Here is a 17,752-nt window from a genome sequence, read left to right on the forward strand (position 1 = left end):
AATTAATTTTTATATTAAGCTTTAAATGCATAAATACAAGTTAATAAAAGATACTATAGCTTCAAACAAACTGTGCCTTACATCACGATATTTTATTTTTTATTATGCTATGGTAATTCCTGTTTTGAAAAATAATAAATATCTGCCCATTTTAAAAATGTTGCTATCTAGTGTCCCATATTTTCTGAAAGATATTTAGTAAGATCTTATCTGATATTTGCCAACAATAATCCCTTTAAGAGAGGATAAATAAAATTTATACCAATCAAAAAGCTTCAGATCAACTAACCTGATCATAATCATCATCGTTGCTTGAACCTGAATCAGGTAGAGGAATTTCAATCAAAGGAATCAGATGATGAGCTTTACGTGCCTTCATGCACTGCTCATCTCCAACCTGAACTTCTTTGCACGTTGAACTTCGCTCTGCATAAACACTACAACTCACCTGTTTTCCAACGTCTCCCTCAAGAGCGATACATCTCGGATTATTTTGATTGGTACCTTTCATGCAAGAGTAAACTGGAGTTAATGGCTCTACATAGTTTTCAGGTAAAGCCTCTCCTTCAGCCCAATAAAATGAAACTCTAAAATATGCACAGCACGCACCACAGCTTAAACAGGCATCCTGATCCTGTATTATCAATTGAGATAACATCTTCTTAAAATTCTCATTATCTGGACAAAGTTTTATCCAGAAAATTTTAAAATTTTTCTGAAAAATTTCAAGATTTTTTATTTAGGGCAAGTGAAAGTATATTCATCCATTAAATCAATGCCACACTGCAAGTTTTCAATCCAGTCTAAAAATTGATTCACCATGTTTTTACCTACAAATGGCTTACCATGCTGTGGAACAATCATATCAATATCCATATTGCGCACCATATTTACCCATAAGCGAATCACACGATTTGAACACATATAGCGCTGATGAAAGCTTTTCATATAAGGAATATGATCGACAAAATTTTCTAGTGGTTGATTGACATCACTAACGATAGAAGCCCCCATATCTCCAGAAAATAATATTTTTGATACTGGATCGTAAAACTGAAAATTACCCACAGAGTGCAAAAAATGAGCAGGAACAGCGATTATTTTCGACTCACCTAATGAAATAGATTGACCTGAGTCTGGAATCTCAATCAAGCGCTCTTCCCAGTTACCCATCATACGTTCACTCATAAAAGAGGAACTTAAATGTGGTAAAAACCTTGCCCAGAGTTTAGATGAAGCAACTTTGGCACTGGTATAAACCAGCCAGCGTGGCATGGAAGTAATGATGTCAGGATCTTGATGTGAAGCCATCACATAATCCAGATTCTGAAGCTTGGTATATTTATTCAATTCCATCGTTAGTGGAATGTATGTTAAATCACCACCGGGATCTAAAACTGCTGCACGACCATGATCAATAATTAAAAATTGATTTGCCTGCACACCTTCACCTTTTACAAGACTTGTAAAACTGATGCATTTATGTGTGCCATTATCAAATAAAACCTGAGATGTAGTACGATCTACAGCCATTCTTTTAAACCCCAAAAAAAATTTTTAAATAAAAAATAATTAAAATATTTATTCCATATAAAATATAAGGAATTCATTAAAGTTACAATGATTTTATTTACTTTGTTGCTTTTAATTTAATAAATAAAAAAGCCCGATCATGTAACCGAGCTTTTTGATAAATTGAATTAAATTAAAGATTCAGTTAGAAAAAATAATGTTGCACTAAAGCACTAACACCCATGATAAAGAATATTGCTGCACCTATCTTATGAATTAAAGAGATTGGTAATTTTTCAGCCATTTTATTACCAATAAAAACGGCTGGTGCATTAACCAGCATGATTCCGAGTGTAGTACCCAAAGTAACTAAACCAATGCTATCAAATCTTGCAGCCAGTGCTACTGTCGCAATCTGTGTCTTATCACCAATTTCTGCAAGGAAAAACAGCACAAATGTTGCACCAAACACACCATATTTTTGCCATTTGTTGATACTACCAGACTCATCATCCAATTCATCTGGAATAAGCATCCAGACTGACATACCAATAAATCCTAATGCCACAATCCACAGTAACACTGTTGGGCTCAGTACAGTGGTAATCCACTGACCTAAAATTGCGGATACACCATGATTGACAACAGTTGCCAGGAAAATCGCAGTTAAAATCGGGACAGGTTTGCGAAATTTTGCGGCAAGTAGTAATGCGAGTAATTGTGTTTTATCACCCATTTCAGACAGGGCAACAATCAATAAGGAAATAAGAAAAGCATGCATGATGTATTTCTCTGGCTAGCAAGTTCTACCGATGACTTATCCCTCCTGCTAGCCAAAATGGGTGATAACCCAATGCAGAGTGATAAATCAAAGGTCTTGCCAACAAAAGAAAGCTTGTGAAAGCTTTATTGGTGTTTTGCTATGATGACCATGTTCTGTTGAACAATTATGTTGACCATCACCTATTCACGCTGTGAATAGCGGCTACTCCCCAATGAAGTATGCATAGTCTACAATGTTTTATAGATCTTTTTCAATTTTAAATTAATGTTATATGAGAAATATTTTTCCTGATTTTATTCAACAAAATCTGCATCCTGAAACTATTTTTATTATTGGGGGTGGCCCTTCGATTCAATCGTACGACTTAACACAACTTCAACACCCAGATTATTTTATTATTACCTGTAATCAGGCTTTTCAGTTATTACCACACAGTAAGATTTCCCATCATAGTGACTATAGTTGGTGGCAAAAATATCATCAACGTCTTGAAATGGATTTTAAGGGCCAAATAATCACCGGATGTGGTTTAGGCAGTAATCTGACTTATCCTGATTCAGTTATCAAACTCAATACCATTCAGTTTCATACCAGAGAACAACTATTTAAATCTCCATCATATGTTTATGGCAACAATTGTGGATTACAAACGGTGTCTTTAGCTCATTTGTTTATACCTAAAAATATTGTACTGATTGGTTTTGATTTTAAATCTGAAAATAATCAAAGCCATGGCTATATTCAAGATCAACAAAACAATATTAAAAGCTATGAAAAATTCTGGACATTATTTTTAAAAGATTTTCAGAGATTTGAACAAAGGCGGCATCAAATTTGGCATGAAATTAATCCAGATTACCCTTTACCCAAGATCTGGAATATAAATCCAAATTCCGCTTTAACCCTTTATGATCAAACAGCCAGGCTAGATGACTTTATTTCAATTTGACAAAACCCTTTAAAATAAAAAACCCCGCTAAAGCGAGGTTTTTTACAGCCTAACTTTAAAGCAAAATATTACGAATATCTGCTAAAAGTTTAGTCAGTTTATGAGTAAAACGTGCTGCATCTGCACCATTAATCACACGGTGGTCATAAGACAATGATAACGGTAACATCAAACGCGGATCAAAGTCTTGACCATTCCAGACTGGTTGCATCGTTGCAGGAGAAATCCCTAAAATCGCAACTTGTGGCCAGTTCACCAATGGTGTAAATGCTGTACCACCTATACTACCTAAACTTGTGATCGTAAAGTTTGCACCTTGTAAGTCTTTCGGAGAAAGTTTCTTATCACGTGCTTTCTTACTTAATTCGCCAAGTTCAATCGCAATCTGTTTGATTGATTTCTGATCAGGATTACGAAGCACAGGAACCGTTAAACCATCTGGAGTTGCAACAGCAATACCCATATGGATTTCATTACGGAGCAATACAGATTTTTGGTCATCTGCCAAATGCCCTGCAAAATAAGGTTCTTCTTTTAACAAGAAGGCTACGGCTTTAGCAATAAATGCCAGAATAGTTAAGCTAATACCTTGTTGTTTAAAGCCTGCCTTGAGTTCACCACGCCAAGCTTCAAGTTCAGTAATATCTGCCAGATCAAACTGAGTAACTTGTGGGATAAAGTTATTCAATGACAACTGTGGTACAGAAACTTGCTGTAAACGTGTCATTGCCTTAATTTCACCACCACCAAAGGCACTAAAATCAGGTAATGCTGGAAGACCTGAAGCAACTTGAGCGACCGCTTGTGAAGACGAGGTTTGTGGTGCAGTTAAACGTTGCTTAACATAAGCAAATACATCTTCCTTTACAACACGTTCATGAGGACCTGAAGACTCTACTTGTGCCAGTAAGACACCTAGTTCACGTGCAAGTTTACGAACAGCTGGTCCTGCATAGACTTTGGCATTTTCTGCTTGTTGCTCTTTGCTTAATTTGTCTGAGCTATTGCTCACATGTGCTTGTGGCTCAACTACTTTTTCAGAACCTGATACAGCTTTAGTTTCAGCTTTTACAGGTTGAGTCGATTGTTGTGCTTTGGTTTCTTGAACAGATGGTTGAACATCAGCTACACCATCAATTGTCACCAAAGGCATGCCTTGCTTAACTTCCTGATTGGCACTGACATGAATCGCCTTGATCGTACCCGAAACTGTGCTTGGAACTTCTACTGATGCTTTATCAGACTCAACAACAACTAAACTTTGATCTTTTTCAACACGATCACCAACACTGACCAAAATTTCAGATACAGAAGCTTTATCCACACCCAAATCTGGAACAGCAATTTCAACCGGACCAGCCGCTTGGGCAACGTCTTTTGGAGCTTCGGTTTTATTTGGTGCAACTGCTGGAGCAGACTCAGCTTTAGCTTGTGTACTTGCAACTGATGTCGAAGCAGAAGATGTCTTCACTTTAATTAGGACTACACCTTCTTTTACACTATCACCTTCTTTTACAGCAATGCTTTCAACTGTACCCTCAACCGTACTTGGAACCTCAACAGTCGCTTTATCAGACTCAACCACAACAATGCTGTCATCCACAGCAATTTCATCACCAACTTTTACTAAAATTTCACCAACCAGTGCTTTTTCCACACCAATATCTGGAACTTTAACTTCAACAGTTTGTGAGGAATTAGATGGTGCCGGCGCAGCAACTTTTTCTTCTGTTACTGCTGCCTCTTCTTCAACTTTTACCTCTGTTTGGGCTGACTTTTCTTCAGACTTTACTGATACTTCTTCAGCATCAACAGACTCTATCTCAACTAAAGCCGTTCCCTCAGAAACCTCATCACCTTCTTTGATCAGAATACTCTTAACCACACCTGTAGTCGTGCTAGGCACTTCTACAGATGCTTTATCAGATTCGAGTAAGACAATACTGTCATCAACAGAAATATGATCACCCACCTTTACCAGAATTTCTGCGACAGTGGCTTTTTCTACACCAATATCAGGAGTCTTAATTTGCATTATTATTTCTCCTCACTAGATTCAGCATATGCTGCCACTTCTTGAACTTCTGGATGCGCTTGAGGTAACCATGCAACTGGGCGGTCTACATCCAGCTCAAATGAAGAAATTGCATCTTTAACCAAACGTGCATCTACTTCACCTTCATCGGCAAGTTTTTTCAATGTTGCAACCACAATATGAGCAGCATCGACACCGAAGAAACTACGTAAATTACCACGTGTATCAGAACGACCGTAACCATCAGTACCTAGTGTTACAAATGGACGTCCATCAGGGAGATATGCACGAATCTGTTCACTATAAGCACGGATATGATCTGTTGCAGAAACCACAATACCATCAGTACCACGTAGTTGTTTAGATACCCAAGACTCTTTTGCTTGTTCGGCAAGTGGGTGTAAACGATTGTATTCATCTACTGCCATACCATCACGAGCGAGTTCATTGAAGCTCGTAACACTCCAGACATTTGAGTGGATTTGATATTCATCACGTAAAATTTGTGCAGCTTTAATCACTTCACGCAGAATGACACCAGAACCTAATAACTGGACTGTTGCTTTTTCATCTTTCTCGAACAAATACATACCACGTTTAATGCCTTCTTCGGCACCCTGTGGTAATGCTGGTTGTTCATAGTTTTCATTCATCAACGTCAAGTAATAGAACACACGTTCCTGATTGACATACATACGTTGCAAACCATCATGAATAATGACAGCAAGCTCGTAACCAAAACATGGATCATAGGCAACACAGTTAGGAATCGTGCTTGCTAAAACATGAGAGTGGCCATCTTGGTGTTGTAAGCCCTCACCATTGAGTGTAGTACGACCCGCAGTAGCACCAAATAAGAAACCTTGTGCTTGAGAATCACCTGCAGCCCAAGCAATATCACCAATACGCTGGAAACCAAACATAGAGTAATACATATACATTGGAATCATTGGCAAGTTATTTGTTGAATAACTTGTACCCAAAGCAGACCATGCACTCATTGCACCAGCTTCGTTAATACCTTCCTGAAGCATATGACCATCTTTAGCTTCACGATAGTTCATCAATTGTTCCTGGTCTTCAGGCGTATAGTTTTGGCCGTGCGCTGCATAAATTCCTAACTGACGGAACATACCTTCCAGACCAAAAGTACGTGCTTCATCTGGAACAATCGGCACTACACGGTCTTTAATTGCTTTTTCTTTCAATAATGCAGCAATTAAACGTACCATCACCATAGTGGTTGATTGCTCTTTACCGCCACTACCTTTAAGTACACCATCAAATACAGATAACTCAGGAATTTCCAAAGCAACACTTTCTTTACGACGTGCTGGCAAATAGCCACCTAAACCTTCACGGCGTGCTTTCATATATTTCAGTTCAGGTGAGTTTTCACCTGGACGGTAGAATGGAAGTTCTTCCAATTGCTCATCAGTAAATGGCAAATTAAAACGGTTACGGAAATACTTAAGTGACTCCAAATGCATTTTCTTGATTTGGTGAGTTTTGTTTACGCCTTCAATCTCTTCGGATAAACCATAACCTTTCACAGTTTTTGCCAAAATTACCGTTGGCTGACCATTACTGGTCATTGCTGCCGCATAAGCTGCGTAAACTTTGTATGGATCGTGGCCACCCCGATTTAGATTTTCAATGTCTTCATCGCTTAAATGTTTTACCATTTCTTCCGTTTCAGGATATTTATTAAAGAAATGCTCACGCGTATAAGCACCACCTTTTACCTGATAACGCTGATAGTCACCATCTAACGCTTCATCCATACGTGCCTTTAATGCACCAGATGAGTCTTTATCTAATAATGGATCCCAATGACGCCCCCAAACTACCTTGATTACACGCCATCCAGCACCACGGAATAGCGATTCAAGTTCCTGAATAATTTTACCATTACCACGCACCGGACCATCCAGACGTTGTAAATTACAGTTAATTACCCAGATCAGGTTATCCAGCTTTTCGCGACCAGCTAAAGAAATCGCACCCAAGCTTTCTGGCTCATCCATTTCACCATCGCCAAGATAAGCCCAGACCTTACGATCTTCTTCTTTGATCAAACCACGATTCATCAAATATTTTTGAATATGTGCCTGATAGATTGACATGATTGGACCTAGTCCCATAGATACTGTTGGGAACTGCCAATAATCAGGCATCAGATACGGGTGAGGATAACTGGATAAACCATTACCATTTACTTCACGGCGGAAATTATTTAACTGATCTTCAGTTAAACGCCCTTCCAGGAAAGAACGAGCGTAAATACCAGGGGCACAGTGACCTTGATAATAAATCATGTCACCGCCAAAATTTTCATTATTTGCACGGAAAAAATGGTTAAAACCGACATCATATAATGTTGCTGAAGATGCAAAACTTGCCAAGTGACCACCTAGGTCATCACCAGTTTTGTTTGCACGCAATACCATTGCAAGAGCATTCCAACGGATTAATGCACGAATACGACGCTCCATGTCCTGGTCGCCTGGCATTGCTGGTTGCTCTTCTACCGAAATGGTATTTAAATAAGGAGTATTTAGTCGCTGAATGGGTACGTGTTTCGCAATCGCTTGTTGGTATAATTTTTCGAGTAAAAAAGCGGCACGTTCAGTCCCCATGTGTTGCAAAACAGAGTCAAAAGCGTCTTGCCACTCTTGTGTCTCTTGCGCGTCAGAATCACCGTAATACGCCATAATTCAACTACTCCCTTGATCTCTTTTCTATATGATATATGTATCATGTTTTAGGGGTGTTAAGTTATCGTTACAGATGAATGTGGATTGGTACTATTATTTAGTATCTAAATACTCTGTGACCTTTTTGCATATTATTTAACAAAAAACCGCCAATAAAGGCGGTTATTCATACAGTCATTATTTTAATAAATGATATTACGGAGATCATTGATATATTTGATATCTACGCTCCCCAAATATTAGCAGTTAAGGCAACATCGCTAAATATGTTGAAGGATTTTTACGCTGGCCATTTTTAACTACTTCATAATGTAAATGTGGTCCTGTGCAACGCCCCGTACATCCAACATTTGCAATGTGTTCCCCGGCAGATACTTTTTCACCTACACGTGCAACTAAACGAGATGCATGTGCATAACGTGTTAAAACACCATTCCCATGATCAATTTCAATATAGTTACCATAACCACGTCCCCAACCTGACTTGGTTACAATACCAGGACCCGTTGCATAAATAGGCGTACCACTTGGTGCCGCTAAATCTAAACCGCCATGATGCTCAGCACGTCCACCCATTTCACGACCACCAAAATTAGAACTGGTACGAACCATATCTGGTAATGGGTGGGTAACTAGCCATGGATTCTGGCTATTTGCTGAATAACCAGAAGAAGTTGTGCCATATTTTTTAGCCAAAGAGTCATTATTAATCGTTGTTGATTGATTACGAAGCTTTACATTCAATTTTGTATTGGAAGTTAAATCATCTGGCGATGTATATGTGCCTTGAGAAAGCGTTCTGGATAATTGTTCTAATTTATCAGGGGCAGAAGTATTTGAATCATTGAGTTGAACTAAATCCGCAAAAGCAACTGAAGCAGTACATGCTGCCAGAGAAAATGCGAGTAAAATACGGCGCGAATGCATAAAAAAACCTCTTTAACTGTTCCTAACAGTTTCTTGTGCGATCTCTTCCTTGATATCTACTGAAATGCGTGCTTATGATAGACATAGCTTTTAGAGGTATGCCATGTCTGAACCAAAGAACGTTTTCCAGCAAACAAGAAAACACATAAAAACAGGAAACTTATCGTTTCTCAAAACGCAAGTTGCCCAATGGCAAAAACTTACAAAATTAATTCAACCTTTATTACCCCAACCAGAGCAATGGCAAGTTGTATGTTATCAATACGGTGTTTTGATTGTAACTGGTGAAAATCAAGCCATGATTAGTCAACTCGGTTATCTTCAAAAACAATATATTTCTCAATTATCCAAACTTGATGAATTTAAAGATCTTCAAAAAATTCAAGTTCATCTAAGAAACAAATCTCAAGCTATACAAAAAAATACTGCAAACTTAGAGCCACTTTCAGAGCAGACGCAAGATATGTTAACCCATGCAGCCAGCTTTGTTAGCGACCCTAAGCTTAGCCAAGCTCTATTACGTTTGGCAAGCAAAAAAAAGTAACTTGGTTATGAATATTTCGACTTTAAAAATAATTATAGTGTGATAAAAATCACAACTTTAATTGTTACACTATAACGTAGCTACACAAAGACAACAACTTATATAACATTCACGTAAGAAATCGGACATTGTTTTTCGTCATCAAATGTTACAATTTCATAACTACCAGGATCATTTTTAACATTGCGTAACAACTGATTGTTTAAAGCGTGACCAGATTTATAACCATCGAAACGAGCAATAATCTGATGCCCGAGCAAATATAAATCACCAACAGCATCTAGAATCTTGTGCCGCACAAATTCATCAGCAAAGCGTAATCCTTCTTCATTAACTACACCCGTATCATCCAGACCAACAGCATTATCTAAACTCGCCCCTAAAGCCAAATTATGTGATTTGAGATAATCCAGGTCTTTCATAAAACCAAATGTCCGTGCTTCGCTGACCTCATAAACAAATGTTTCTGTAGAAAAATCAATGGTTGCAGACTGATATTCCTTAGCAAAAGCTGGATGGTCAAAATCAATTGTAAAGTTGATCTGAAAACCTGTATGAGGTGAAAATGCAGCCCGTTTATCGTCAATAAGGGCTTCTATCGGTTTTAAAATTTTAATAAATTTCTTAGGCGAGTCCAATTCTTGTAGGCCACCCTGCATGAGCAGGTAAATAAAAGGCCCCGCACTTCCATCCATAATAGGGACTTCTGATGCTGACACTTCAACAATCAGATTATCAATCCCCAAACCAGCAATCGCACTCATGACATGTTCAATCGTGCCAACTTTTGCATTATCCTGCACAAGATTGGAACACATAAATGCTTCCTGAATAAGCATAGCGTCCGCAGGCAAATCAACTGGGGGATTTAAATCAATACGGCGAAAAACAATGCCACCATCAGCGACATGTGGAATAAAGTTGATCATAACCTTCTGACCACTATGTAAACCAATTCCACTAGCTTTCACTACGCGCTTCAAGGTACGTTGTTTTAACATACAAATCCGTCTTATTTCTCATAAATCCGCTATAAGTTAGCACATTTAATCATTGATAAAAAACAAAAAAGGTAGTGTAAAACACTACCTTTTAAGAATTGTAAGCAAATTTTAAGCTTAATCAGTTATTTGCGCTGCTGATTTTTTAAATAATCCTGAATGCTCATTGGTGACGAGCGAGGAGTGGTACTTGGTGTTGCAGATACATTTTCAGCATTCTGACGTTTACTAATTGCAGGCACATCATCATCGTCAGTTGCGCTTTGTGAAGCTTGCTGTGAATTTGCAGCAACATTCACTTGAGTTTTACGCTTAACTTCGGCACTGTCTGCATTTCGCGTCAATCCTGTTGCGATCACCGTCACACGGATTTCATCACGTGCATCTGGGTCGAATACCGTACCAAAGAATACTTCACCTTCATCCAAATCTACAATCTGATTCACAACATCGGTAATAACCTCTGTTTCGCGAAGCGTTACATCGGCACCACCTGTAATGTTAATCAACACGCCTTTAGCGTTCATGATGTTCACATTATCAAGTAACGGACTACGGATTGCCAAACGGGCAGCATCTTCAGCACGATCTGGTCCGCTACTCTTACCTTCACCCATCATGGCATAACCGCGTGTACTCATTGCAGTTTTCAAGTCAGCAAAGTCAAGGTTGATATGTCCTGGACGAACAACAAGATCGAAGATACTACGTACCGCATTTAACAGAACATCGTCTGCCTTACGATACGCGTCCTGCATTGAAATATCACCATAAACACTAAGTAAACGCTGATTTGGAATGATAATCAATGAGTCAACGTGTTGCTCTAAAGCTTCAATTCCTTTTTCAGCAGAACGCTGGCGACGACGACCTTCAAAGTTAAATGGTGTCGTCACAACCCCAACAGTCAAGATACCCATTTCTTTGGCAATTTCTGCAACAACGGGTGCTGCACCAGTACCAGTACCGCCACCCATACCAGCAGTAACAAATACCATGTCCGCACCTTCTAAATGCTGACGAATTTGTTCACGACTTTCTTCTGCTGCAATTTGTCCCACTTCTGGATTTGCACCAGCACCCAAACCACGAGTACTTTGCTCCCCCAATTGCATTTTAAATGGGGCATTCATACGATCAAGTGCTTGTTTATCCGTATTTGCACAAACAAATTTCACACCCTTAATGTCAGATTGCACCATGTGTTGAACGGCGTTACCACCACCACCACCTACACCAAACACAGTAAAACGGGCTTGACCGTTACTATCGGTTTGTTCATCTTCTAAAAATTCAAATGAGGCCATGACCTTTAGGATTCCTAATAATTGTGGCAGTCAGTTGAGCCCGTATACTGCCTTGATCTTCAAAATAAAAAATTGTTTTTAGCATGCTGTTCATTATTCAGCTTGTCAAGTGCAGGTCTGCAACCTTACAACTTCGAAACAATACTCCAAATAAAAAACTACACCTTAAAAAATTGATTTCAGTTTGTTGTTTAACGTTGTCCATCCATTAGCTATTCGTTCCAATATTGGACGATTTGCTTTAGGAGCATCCGTTTCAACCACTGCTTCTTGCATCTCACTTTGACTAAATAAAAGTAATCCAGCCGCAGTTGCATACATGGAGCGACGTAGTGAAGGTAAATGCTGATCATCCGCTGTAACTTGCAGTGGAGGATTACCTAAATGTGCAGATACCCCTAACATTTTACGTGCGAAATTGATCATTCCTTCAATCTGACAAGAGTCTCCTGTCAATACTACACCATGATATAGTCCATGGATTAATCCACGATTCTCTAACTCTTCTCTGATTTTAATAAATATTTCTTCATATCGTGCAATAATGATTTCAGCAAGTTCGATACGACTAATGGTCTGTGGACCATCTATTCCTTCGAACTGAATCATATGCTCAGGTTTAACCTGATGCAAATCAACACAACCGTAAAGAAGCTTAATGCGTTCTGCCTCATCTGTTGTTGTTTGCAATACCGCAGCAATGTCACGGGTGACGTTTTCACCACCACGTTGTACAGTGTGCACAAAAGCTAAACGGCCATCCAGATAGACTGCAATGTTTGTTGTACCAGCACCGATATCAAGCAAACAGACTCCATATTCTTTTTCATCTTTGAGTAAACTTGCTTCAGCTGTTGCAAGCGAGGATACCACCATTTTTTCAACGAAAATATTGGCACCTTTCATTGCCCGGTCTAGATTTTGCATCGTGCTAATCGGCAACATCATCAATTGATAATGTCCAGTCATACTCTGTGCAGACATGTTAATAGGATTTTGAACCCATTCTGCAGAGTCATCCAGCTCAAAGCCTAAAGGGACTGCACTGACCAGATAATGATCTGGTGCCATATGACTTGCTTTGGCTAGATCAAGGGCACGCACAACCTCTGTTGTCGTAATAATCTGATCCTGATTTACAATAGGTGTTCGACCAGAAGCATAGTGACTTTGTAATTCTGTACTCGGAATAGAAACCCATGCTGAATGTACCCGACATTCAGCCATTTTTTCAGCTTCACCAACGGCATTTTTTATAGCAGCAATGACTTTATCCAGGCTGACAATCTTTCCTTTGTTCATGCCTCTGTTACGCGCTGTTGCCATCCCAATAACCTGAATGTTATCAGGGGCATGTATTTTGCCTATTAGAACTGAAACTTTATGTGTCCCAATGTCTATCGCTACAACTGAGGGAACAGCTTCACTCATTACACACTACCATTCATTGTTTATGTTATTGGCTTAATGCCTCTTTATAAAGCCACGTATTATGGCTTTACCTTAGTTCCAGTCGCAACATTTGTGTCATTATTGGTTACAACAAACTGACCGTTCACTATTGATGGTGGTGATCCGCTTTTCCATTGAATTGAAAGACCATTACGATATCTCAAATCAATAGCCGCAACCTTATCCCACACAGGTTTTAAATCTGTTTGTGCCAAATGGCTTAAACGTTGCAATTTACTCATGGTTTGATCTTGATCCACAATAACACGTAAACCGGAATCAAACTGCATAAACCACGTCATTCTTTCAGTTAAATATAACTCTTTTAAGCGTAAGTTAACTGGATGAAATAGTTGATTAATTTCATTATAACGACGCATCATGACTTTAGATTGGCTCAGTGGACCATGTAGTAATGGCAAATCCGGACGTAATCGCATTGTTGCCTCTGAATATACGTCCCCACTATCACTTAACAAACGCCCGGTTCCCCAACGGGCAATTGCATGATGCGGCATAGCTCGAACACGAATTCCATTAGGCCAAGCGCGGGATACTACCACACGATCCACCCAAGAGACTTCAAGTGCCCGATCTCGGATCTCTTCCAGATCCGAAGTAAAATAATTATTTTTGATAACAGGCGCTAAATATTGCGTCAACTGCTGTTTTTCTTGATTTGTATTTGTGCCCACAACTTCAAGCGTTACGACACGAGCATCTGTCATAACCCGATATACAGCATAGATACCCAGCACAAGTACTATACATGCGACAATAAGTAAGATCCAACCACCAAGATTCGAAAGTTTCTCCTTTCTTGTTGGTGGTTTATCATGTATCGATGTAATCGCCGCACGCTTGCGTCGCATTGAAGCAGGAAGTTGAGCCATATGTTAGTGCGCGTTACCCGTTAGTGTTTGTTCCAAGATTTCAACACACAAATCATCAAAATGAGTACCAATGGCTTTTGCTGCCTTTGGAACCAATGAGTGACTGGTCATACCTGGTACAGTATTTACTTCTAGCAACCAGAAATTACCCTGTTCATCCTGCATGGCATCTATACGCCCCCAACCAGAAGCACCAACTGCCTGAAAAGCACGTAAACACAATTCCTGAAGTTTTTTCTCTTCAGTTTCACTTAAACCAGATGGAATGCCATATTCAACATCATCACGATTATATTTTGCTTCATAATCATAAAAAGCAACATCTTTTGGCGGCTGTAAACGGATAACAGGTAAAGCTTTACCATTTAAAATGGAAATAGTGAATTCGCGCCCCGTAATCCATTTTTCAGCCATAACGACAGCATCATGTTCTGTTGCCTTTTCAATAGCCGCTTTTAGATCTTCTGCCTTTTCAACCTTACTCATGCCGACACTAGAGCCTTCATGTACAGGTTTAATAATTAATGGCAGGCCCAAAGCATTAACAATGTCGTCTACATCCGAATCAGCAGTCACGATACGGTATGGTGCTGTCGGCAGCTCAGAACCTTGCCAGATCTGTTTGGTTTTTACTTTATCCATACCAATCGCAGAACCTTGGACACCTGTTCCTGTATATGGAATTTTCAGCCATTCAAGTGCACCCTGAATTTGACCATCTTCACCACCACGACCATGTAAAACAATAAATGCACGGTCATAACCAATCAATTCTGCAATTGATCTCTCTTGGGGGTCAAAACCTTCCGCATTAACACCTGAACGTATCAATGCCTCAAGCACAGCTTTACCACTATCTAAAGAAACCTGCCGTTCTGCAGATTTACCACCGAGCAATACGACAACTTTGCCGAATTTTGAAGCATTTGACACGTTTATATCCTTAAACTTTTAAGATTTTGTCAATAAAAATAAATTACTGAGAAGCAATTATTTTAAATACAAGTTATTTTGAGCCAATTCTACAGAAATTGTTCCCACGTTACCTGCACCTTGTGTTAATAACAAGTCATTCGCTTGTAACACTTTTTGTATCGCGTTTTGCAAATTGCCTTCGATCGGGTCAATCAAGATGGGTTCTACATCACCTCGAAGACGGATACTACGCGCTAACGCACGACTGTCAGCACCAACAATCGGTTTTTCTCCTGCCGGATATACCTCAAGTAAAAGTAATTGATCAACCTGGGAAAGTACATCCACAAAATCATCGAAACAATCGCGTGTACGGCTAAAACGGTGTGGCTGGAACATCATGACTAAACGACGTTCTGGGTGACTGGCTCTTGCAGCTTTAATCGTTGCCTCAACTTCTTTAGGATGGTGACCGTAATCATCAACCAATTTAACAGTTCCATCACCGAGTGCATATTCACCCTGAACCTGAAAACGACGTCCGACACCACTAAAACTTTCAAGCGCACGAGCAATCGCTTCATCCGAAACACCTTCATCGGTTGCAATACCGATTGCTGCAAGTGCATTCAGAATGTTATGCAAACCAGGTAAATTAATCGTCAAACGTAAAGGTTCACGTCCCTTACGAAGCACAGTGAAGTGTGACTGCATCCCCTGTTGTTCAACATCGATAGCACGAATGTCATTATCTTCATTGAAACCATAAGTCAAAACTGGGCGACCAATACGTGGCATGATTTCACGAATATTTACATCATCACCACACACTACAGCCAGACCATAAAATGGAAGCTTTTGTAGAAATTTAACAAAAGTGTCTTTTAAGTTATCAAAGCTACCACCATATGTATCCATATGATCTGCATCAATATTGGTCACGATTGCTGCCATAGGTTCCAAATACAAAAAGGAAGCATCTGACTCATCCGCTTCTGCAACAATATAACGACTTGCACCAAGTGCAGCATTAACACCTGTTCGGTTCAGCAACCCACCGATAACATAGGTCGGATCCATATTTTCTTCAGCAAGCATGCAAGTGACGAGGCTTGTAGTGGTCGTTTTGCCATGTGTCCCTGCCACAGCAATGCCATGACGATAACGCATCAACTCACCCAGCATTTCAGCACGGCGAACCACTGGAATACGGTTTTCAATCGCTGCTTTCACTTCAAGATTTTCAGGATCAATAGCCGTAGAGACAACCAGTACATTTGCCCCTTTTATATTTTCGGCAGCATGACCGATATGAACCTTGATCCCATTTTCTTCCAATTGGGCAGTGGTCTTTGAAGCTTTAATATCCGAACCTGAAACTTTATAACCCTGGTTCTTCAAAACTTCTGCAATACCGCACATCCCAGCACCACCAATACCCACAAAATGAATATGTTTGATACGACGCATTTCAGGAACTTTGATCAGGTTTTTTGCTTTATCAGCTGGGCTTGTTGGAGACATAATTTACTCTAACTTACAAATCTTGAATTAAACCAATGACGCGTTGTGTAGCATCTGGCTGTGCTTGTTGACGTGCTTTGACTGCCATTTCCTTGAGTATCTGGCGGTTCATCAACGGGTTTAATAAATCCTTTAATGATTCTGGTGTCATGGTCACCTGCGGACAAATTTTCGCAGCACCAATATTCGCCAAAAATTTTGCATTTGCAGTTTGGTGATCATCTACCGCACTTGGAAGCGGGACAAAAACCGCTGCAACACCTGCCGTCGCAACTTCAATCACTGTAAGTGCTCCAGCCCGACAAATGATCAGATCTGCATTTGAATAAGCATCTGCCATATCATCGATAAACTGTTTTACTTCAACATGTAAACTTTCAGGCTTATTTTCATAACGTGCCTGCGTTGCCTGTAAATGATTTTGTCCACATTGATGAAAAACTTTAACCGGAACACTGAGTTGCTTTAATGCTTCAGGAACGCGCTCATTCAATGCCTGTGCACCAAGTGAACCACCTACGATGAGAATGTGGATCGGTTCACCAGCTTTCTCCCGTTCTTCATAGCGCCAAGAAGGACTAAGAATATCAGTGATTTCTTTACGCACAGGGTTACCTGTCGTCACTACTTTAGTACTTTTAGGAAATGTATCTGGAAATGCTTCACACACTGTCTTTGCAATACGTGATAACTGGGTATTGGTAAATCCTGCAATTGCGTTTTGTTCGTGGATGATAACAGGTATTCCCAAAATACGTGCTGCTAATCCACCAGGACCACAAACATAACCACCAAATCCGGCAACAGCATCAACTTTAAGTTGCTTCATATAGCGCATGGCACTTAAAGTTGCTTTTAAAATTTTAAATGGAGCAACGAGTTTACGTACAACACCGTTACCACGCACCCCCTGGATATCGATCTGATATAGTGGGATATCATGTTGTTTTAATAGTCGATTTTCCATACCAGTAGGTGTTGCCAACCATGAAACCTGAACGCCTTGTTGCTGTAATTGTTTTGCAACGGCAAGTGCAGGAAAAACATGCCCACCTGTACCCGCTGCCATCATCATGACATGCTTAGGTTTACTTTGCTCGGAATTGGTCACTGTCTAATTCTTCAAATCTAAATAAATGAATGGATAATCTTTAAAAAACCAATTGTAATCAGAAACACAGATATGGAAAAG

General features: G+C 39.6%; 15 protein-coding genes and 1 riboswitch. Of the genes, 2 read left to right on the forward strand and 13 right to left on the reverse strand.

The window, feature by feature from the left end:
* Positions 1 to 280: 280 nt before the first annotated feature.
* The 3 genes from KPC_RS00430 to KPC_RS00440 form a co-directional block, all read right to left on the reverse strand.
* Entirely contained in the window at positions 281 to 658 is a 378-nt protein-coding gene (locus KPC_RS00430) for a YkgJ family cysteine cluster protein (RefSeq protein ID WP_121972483.1), read from the reverse strand.
* Positions 659 to 735: 77 nt separating this feature from the next.
* Positions 736 to 1,533, reverse strand: coding sequence for an oxygen-binding di-iron domain-containing protein (locus KPC_RS00435; RefSeq protein ID WP_121972484.1), 798 nt, complete (start codon positions 1,531 to 1,533; stop codon positions 736 to 738).
* A gap of 184 nt (positions 1,534 to 1,717) precedes the next feature.
* Entirely contained in the window at positions 1,718 to 2,293 is a 576-nt protein-coding gene (locus KPC_RS00440) for a TMEM165/GDT1 family protein (RefSeq protein WP_121972485.1), read from the reverse strand.
* Positions 2,294 to 2,343: 50 nt separating this feature from the next.
* Positions 2,344 to 2,518: riboswitch (yybP-ykoY riboswitch) on the reverse strand.
* A gap of 49 nt (positions 2,519 to 2,567) precedes the next feature.
* Here KPC_RS00440 and KPC_RS00445 point away from each other — a divergent pair.
* Positions 2,568 to 3,245 carry a motility associated factor glycosyltransferase family protein gene (locus KPC_RS00445; protein ID WP_121972486.1) on the forward strand — a complete coding sequence of 226 codons (678 nt, stop codon included), beginning with the start codon at positions 2,568 to 2,570 and terminating at the stop codon, positions 3,243 to 3,245.
* Positions 3,246 to 3,300: 55 nt separating this feature from the next.
* Here KPC_RS00445 and KPC_RS00450 read toward each other — a convergent pair whose 3' ends face one another.
* From KPC_RS00450 to KPC_RS00460, 3 genes are all read right to left on the reverse strand, one after another.
* Positions 3,301 to 5,280, reverse strand: a complete 1,980-nt coding sequence (locus KPC_RS00450; RefSeq protein ID WP_171334387.1) for a 2-oxo acid dehydrogenase subunit E2 — start codon at positions 5,278 to 5,280, stop codon at positions 3,301 to 3,303.
* 2 nt (positions 5,281 to 5,282) lie between these two features.
* Entirely contained in the window at positions 5,283 to 7,994 is a 2,712-nt protein-coding gene (gene aceE, locus KPC_RS00455; RefSeq protein WP_121972488.1) for a pyruvate dehydrogenase (acetyl-transferring), homodimeric type, read from the reverse strand.
* A gap of 249 nt (positions 7,995 to 8,243) precedes the next feature.
* Positions 8,244 to 8,924 (reverse strand): M23 family metallopeptidase, encoded by a 681-nt coding sequence (locus KPC_RS00460; protein WP_121972489.1) that lies wholly within the window; start codon positions 8,922 to 8,924, stop codon positions 8,244 to 8,246.
* Between the two features lie 103 nt (positions 8,925 to 9,027).
* On the opposite strand from KPC_RS00460, the gene KPC_RS00465 reads away from it, so the two are divergent.
* The gene (locus tag KPC_RS00465) at positions 9,028 to 9,468 is read left to right on the forward strand and encodes a DUF721 domain-containing protein (RefSeq protein ID WP_121972490.1); all 441 of its coding nucleotides are present in this window, start codon (positions 9,028 to 9,030) and stop codon (positions 9,466 to 9,468) included.
* A 98-nt stretch (positions 9,469 to 9,566) separates the two neighbouring features.
* On the opposite strand, the gene lpxC is transcribed toward KPC_RS00465, so the two are convergent.
* From lpxC to murG, 7 genes are all read right to left on the reverse strand, one after another.
* Positions 9,567 to 10,469, reverse strand: coding sequence for a UDP-3-O-acyl-N-acetylglucosamine deacetylase (gene lpxC, locus KPC_RS00470; protein ID WP_121972491.1), 903 nt, complete (start codon positions 10,467 to 10,469; stop codon positions 9,567 to 9,569).
* Between the two features lie 125 nt (positions 10,470 to 10,594).
* Complete coding sequence (gene ftsZ / locus KPC_RS00475; RefSeq protein ID WP_121972492.1) at positions 10,595 to 11,776, reverse strand: cell division protein FtsZ; 1,182 nt, start codon at positions 11,774 to 11,776, stop codon at positions 10,595 to 10,597.
* A gap of 165 nt (positions 11,777 to 11,941) precedes the next feature.
* On the reverse strand, positions 11,942 to 13,207 hold the full coding sequence (gene ftsA, locus KPC_RS00480) for a cell division protein FtsA (protein ID WP_121972493.1): 1,266 nt from the start codon (positions 13,205 to 13,207) through the stop codon (positions 11,942 to 11,944).
* 59 nt (positions 13,208 to 13,266) lie between these two features.
* Positions 13,267 to 14,121 carry a cell division protein FtsQ/DivIB gene (locus KPC_RS00485; RefSeq protein ID WP_121972494.1) on the reverse strand — a complete coding sequence of 285 codons (855 nt, stop codon included), beginning with the start codon at positions 14,119 to 14,121 and terminating at the stop codon, positions 13,267 to 13,269.
* Positions 14,122 to 14,124: 3 nt separating this feature from the next.
* A complete protein-coding gene (locus KPC_RS00490) occupies positions 14,125 to 15,054 on the reverse strand; it encodes a D-alanine--D-alanine ligase (RefSeq protein ID WP_121972495.1) in 930 nt (309 codons plus the stop codon).
* A gap of 57 nt (positions 15,055 to 15,111) precedes the next feature.
* Entirely contained in the window at positions 15,112 to 16,560 is a 1,449-nt protein-coding gene (gene murC / locus KPC_RS00495) for a UDP-N-acetylmuramate--L-alanine ligase (RefSeq protein ID WP_121972496.1), read from the reverse strand.
* Positions 16,561 to 16,573: 13 nt separating this feature from the next.
* Positions 16,574 to 17,671, reverse strand: coding sequence for an undecaprenyldiphospho-muramoylpentapeptide beta-N-acetylglucosaminyltransferase (gene murG / locus KPC_RS00500; protein WP_121972497.1), 1,098 nt, complete (start codon positions 17,669 to 17,671; stop codon positions 16,574 to 16,576).
* Positions 17,672 to 17,752 lie beyond the last annotated feature (81 nt).

Source organism: Acinetobacter stercoris, assembly GCF_900323515.1.
In the GTDB taxonomy this organism is placed as follows: Bacteria; Pseudomonadota; Gammaproteobacteria; order Pseudomonadales; family Moraxellaceae; genus Acinetobacter; species Acinetobacter stercoris.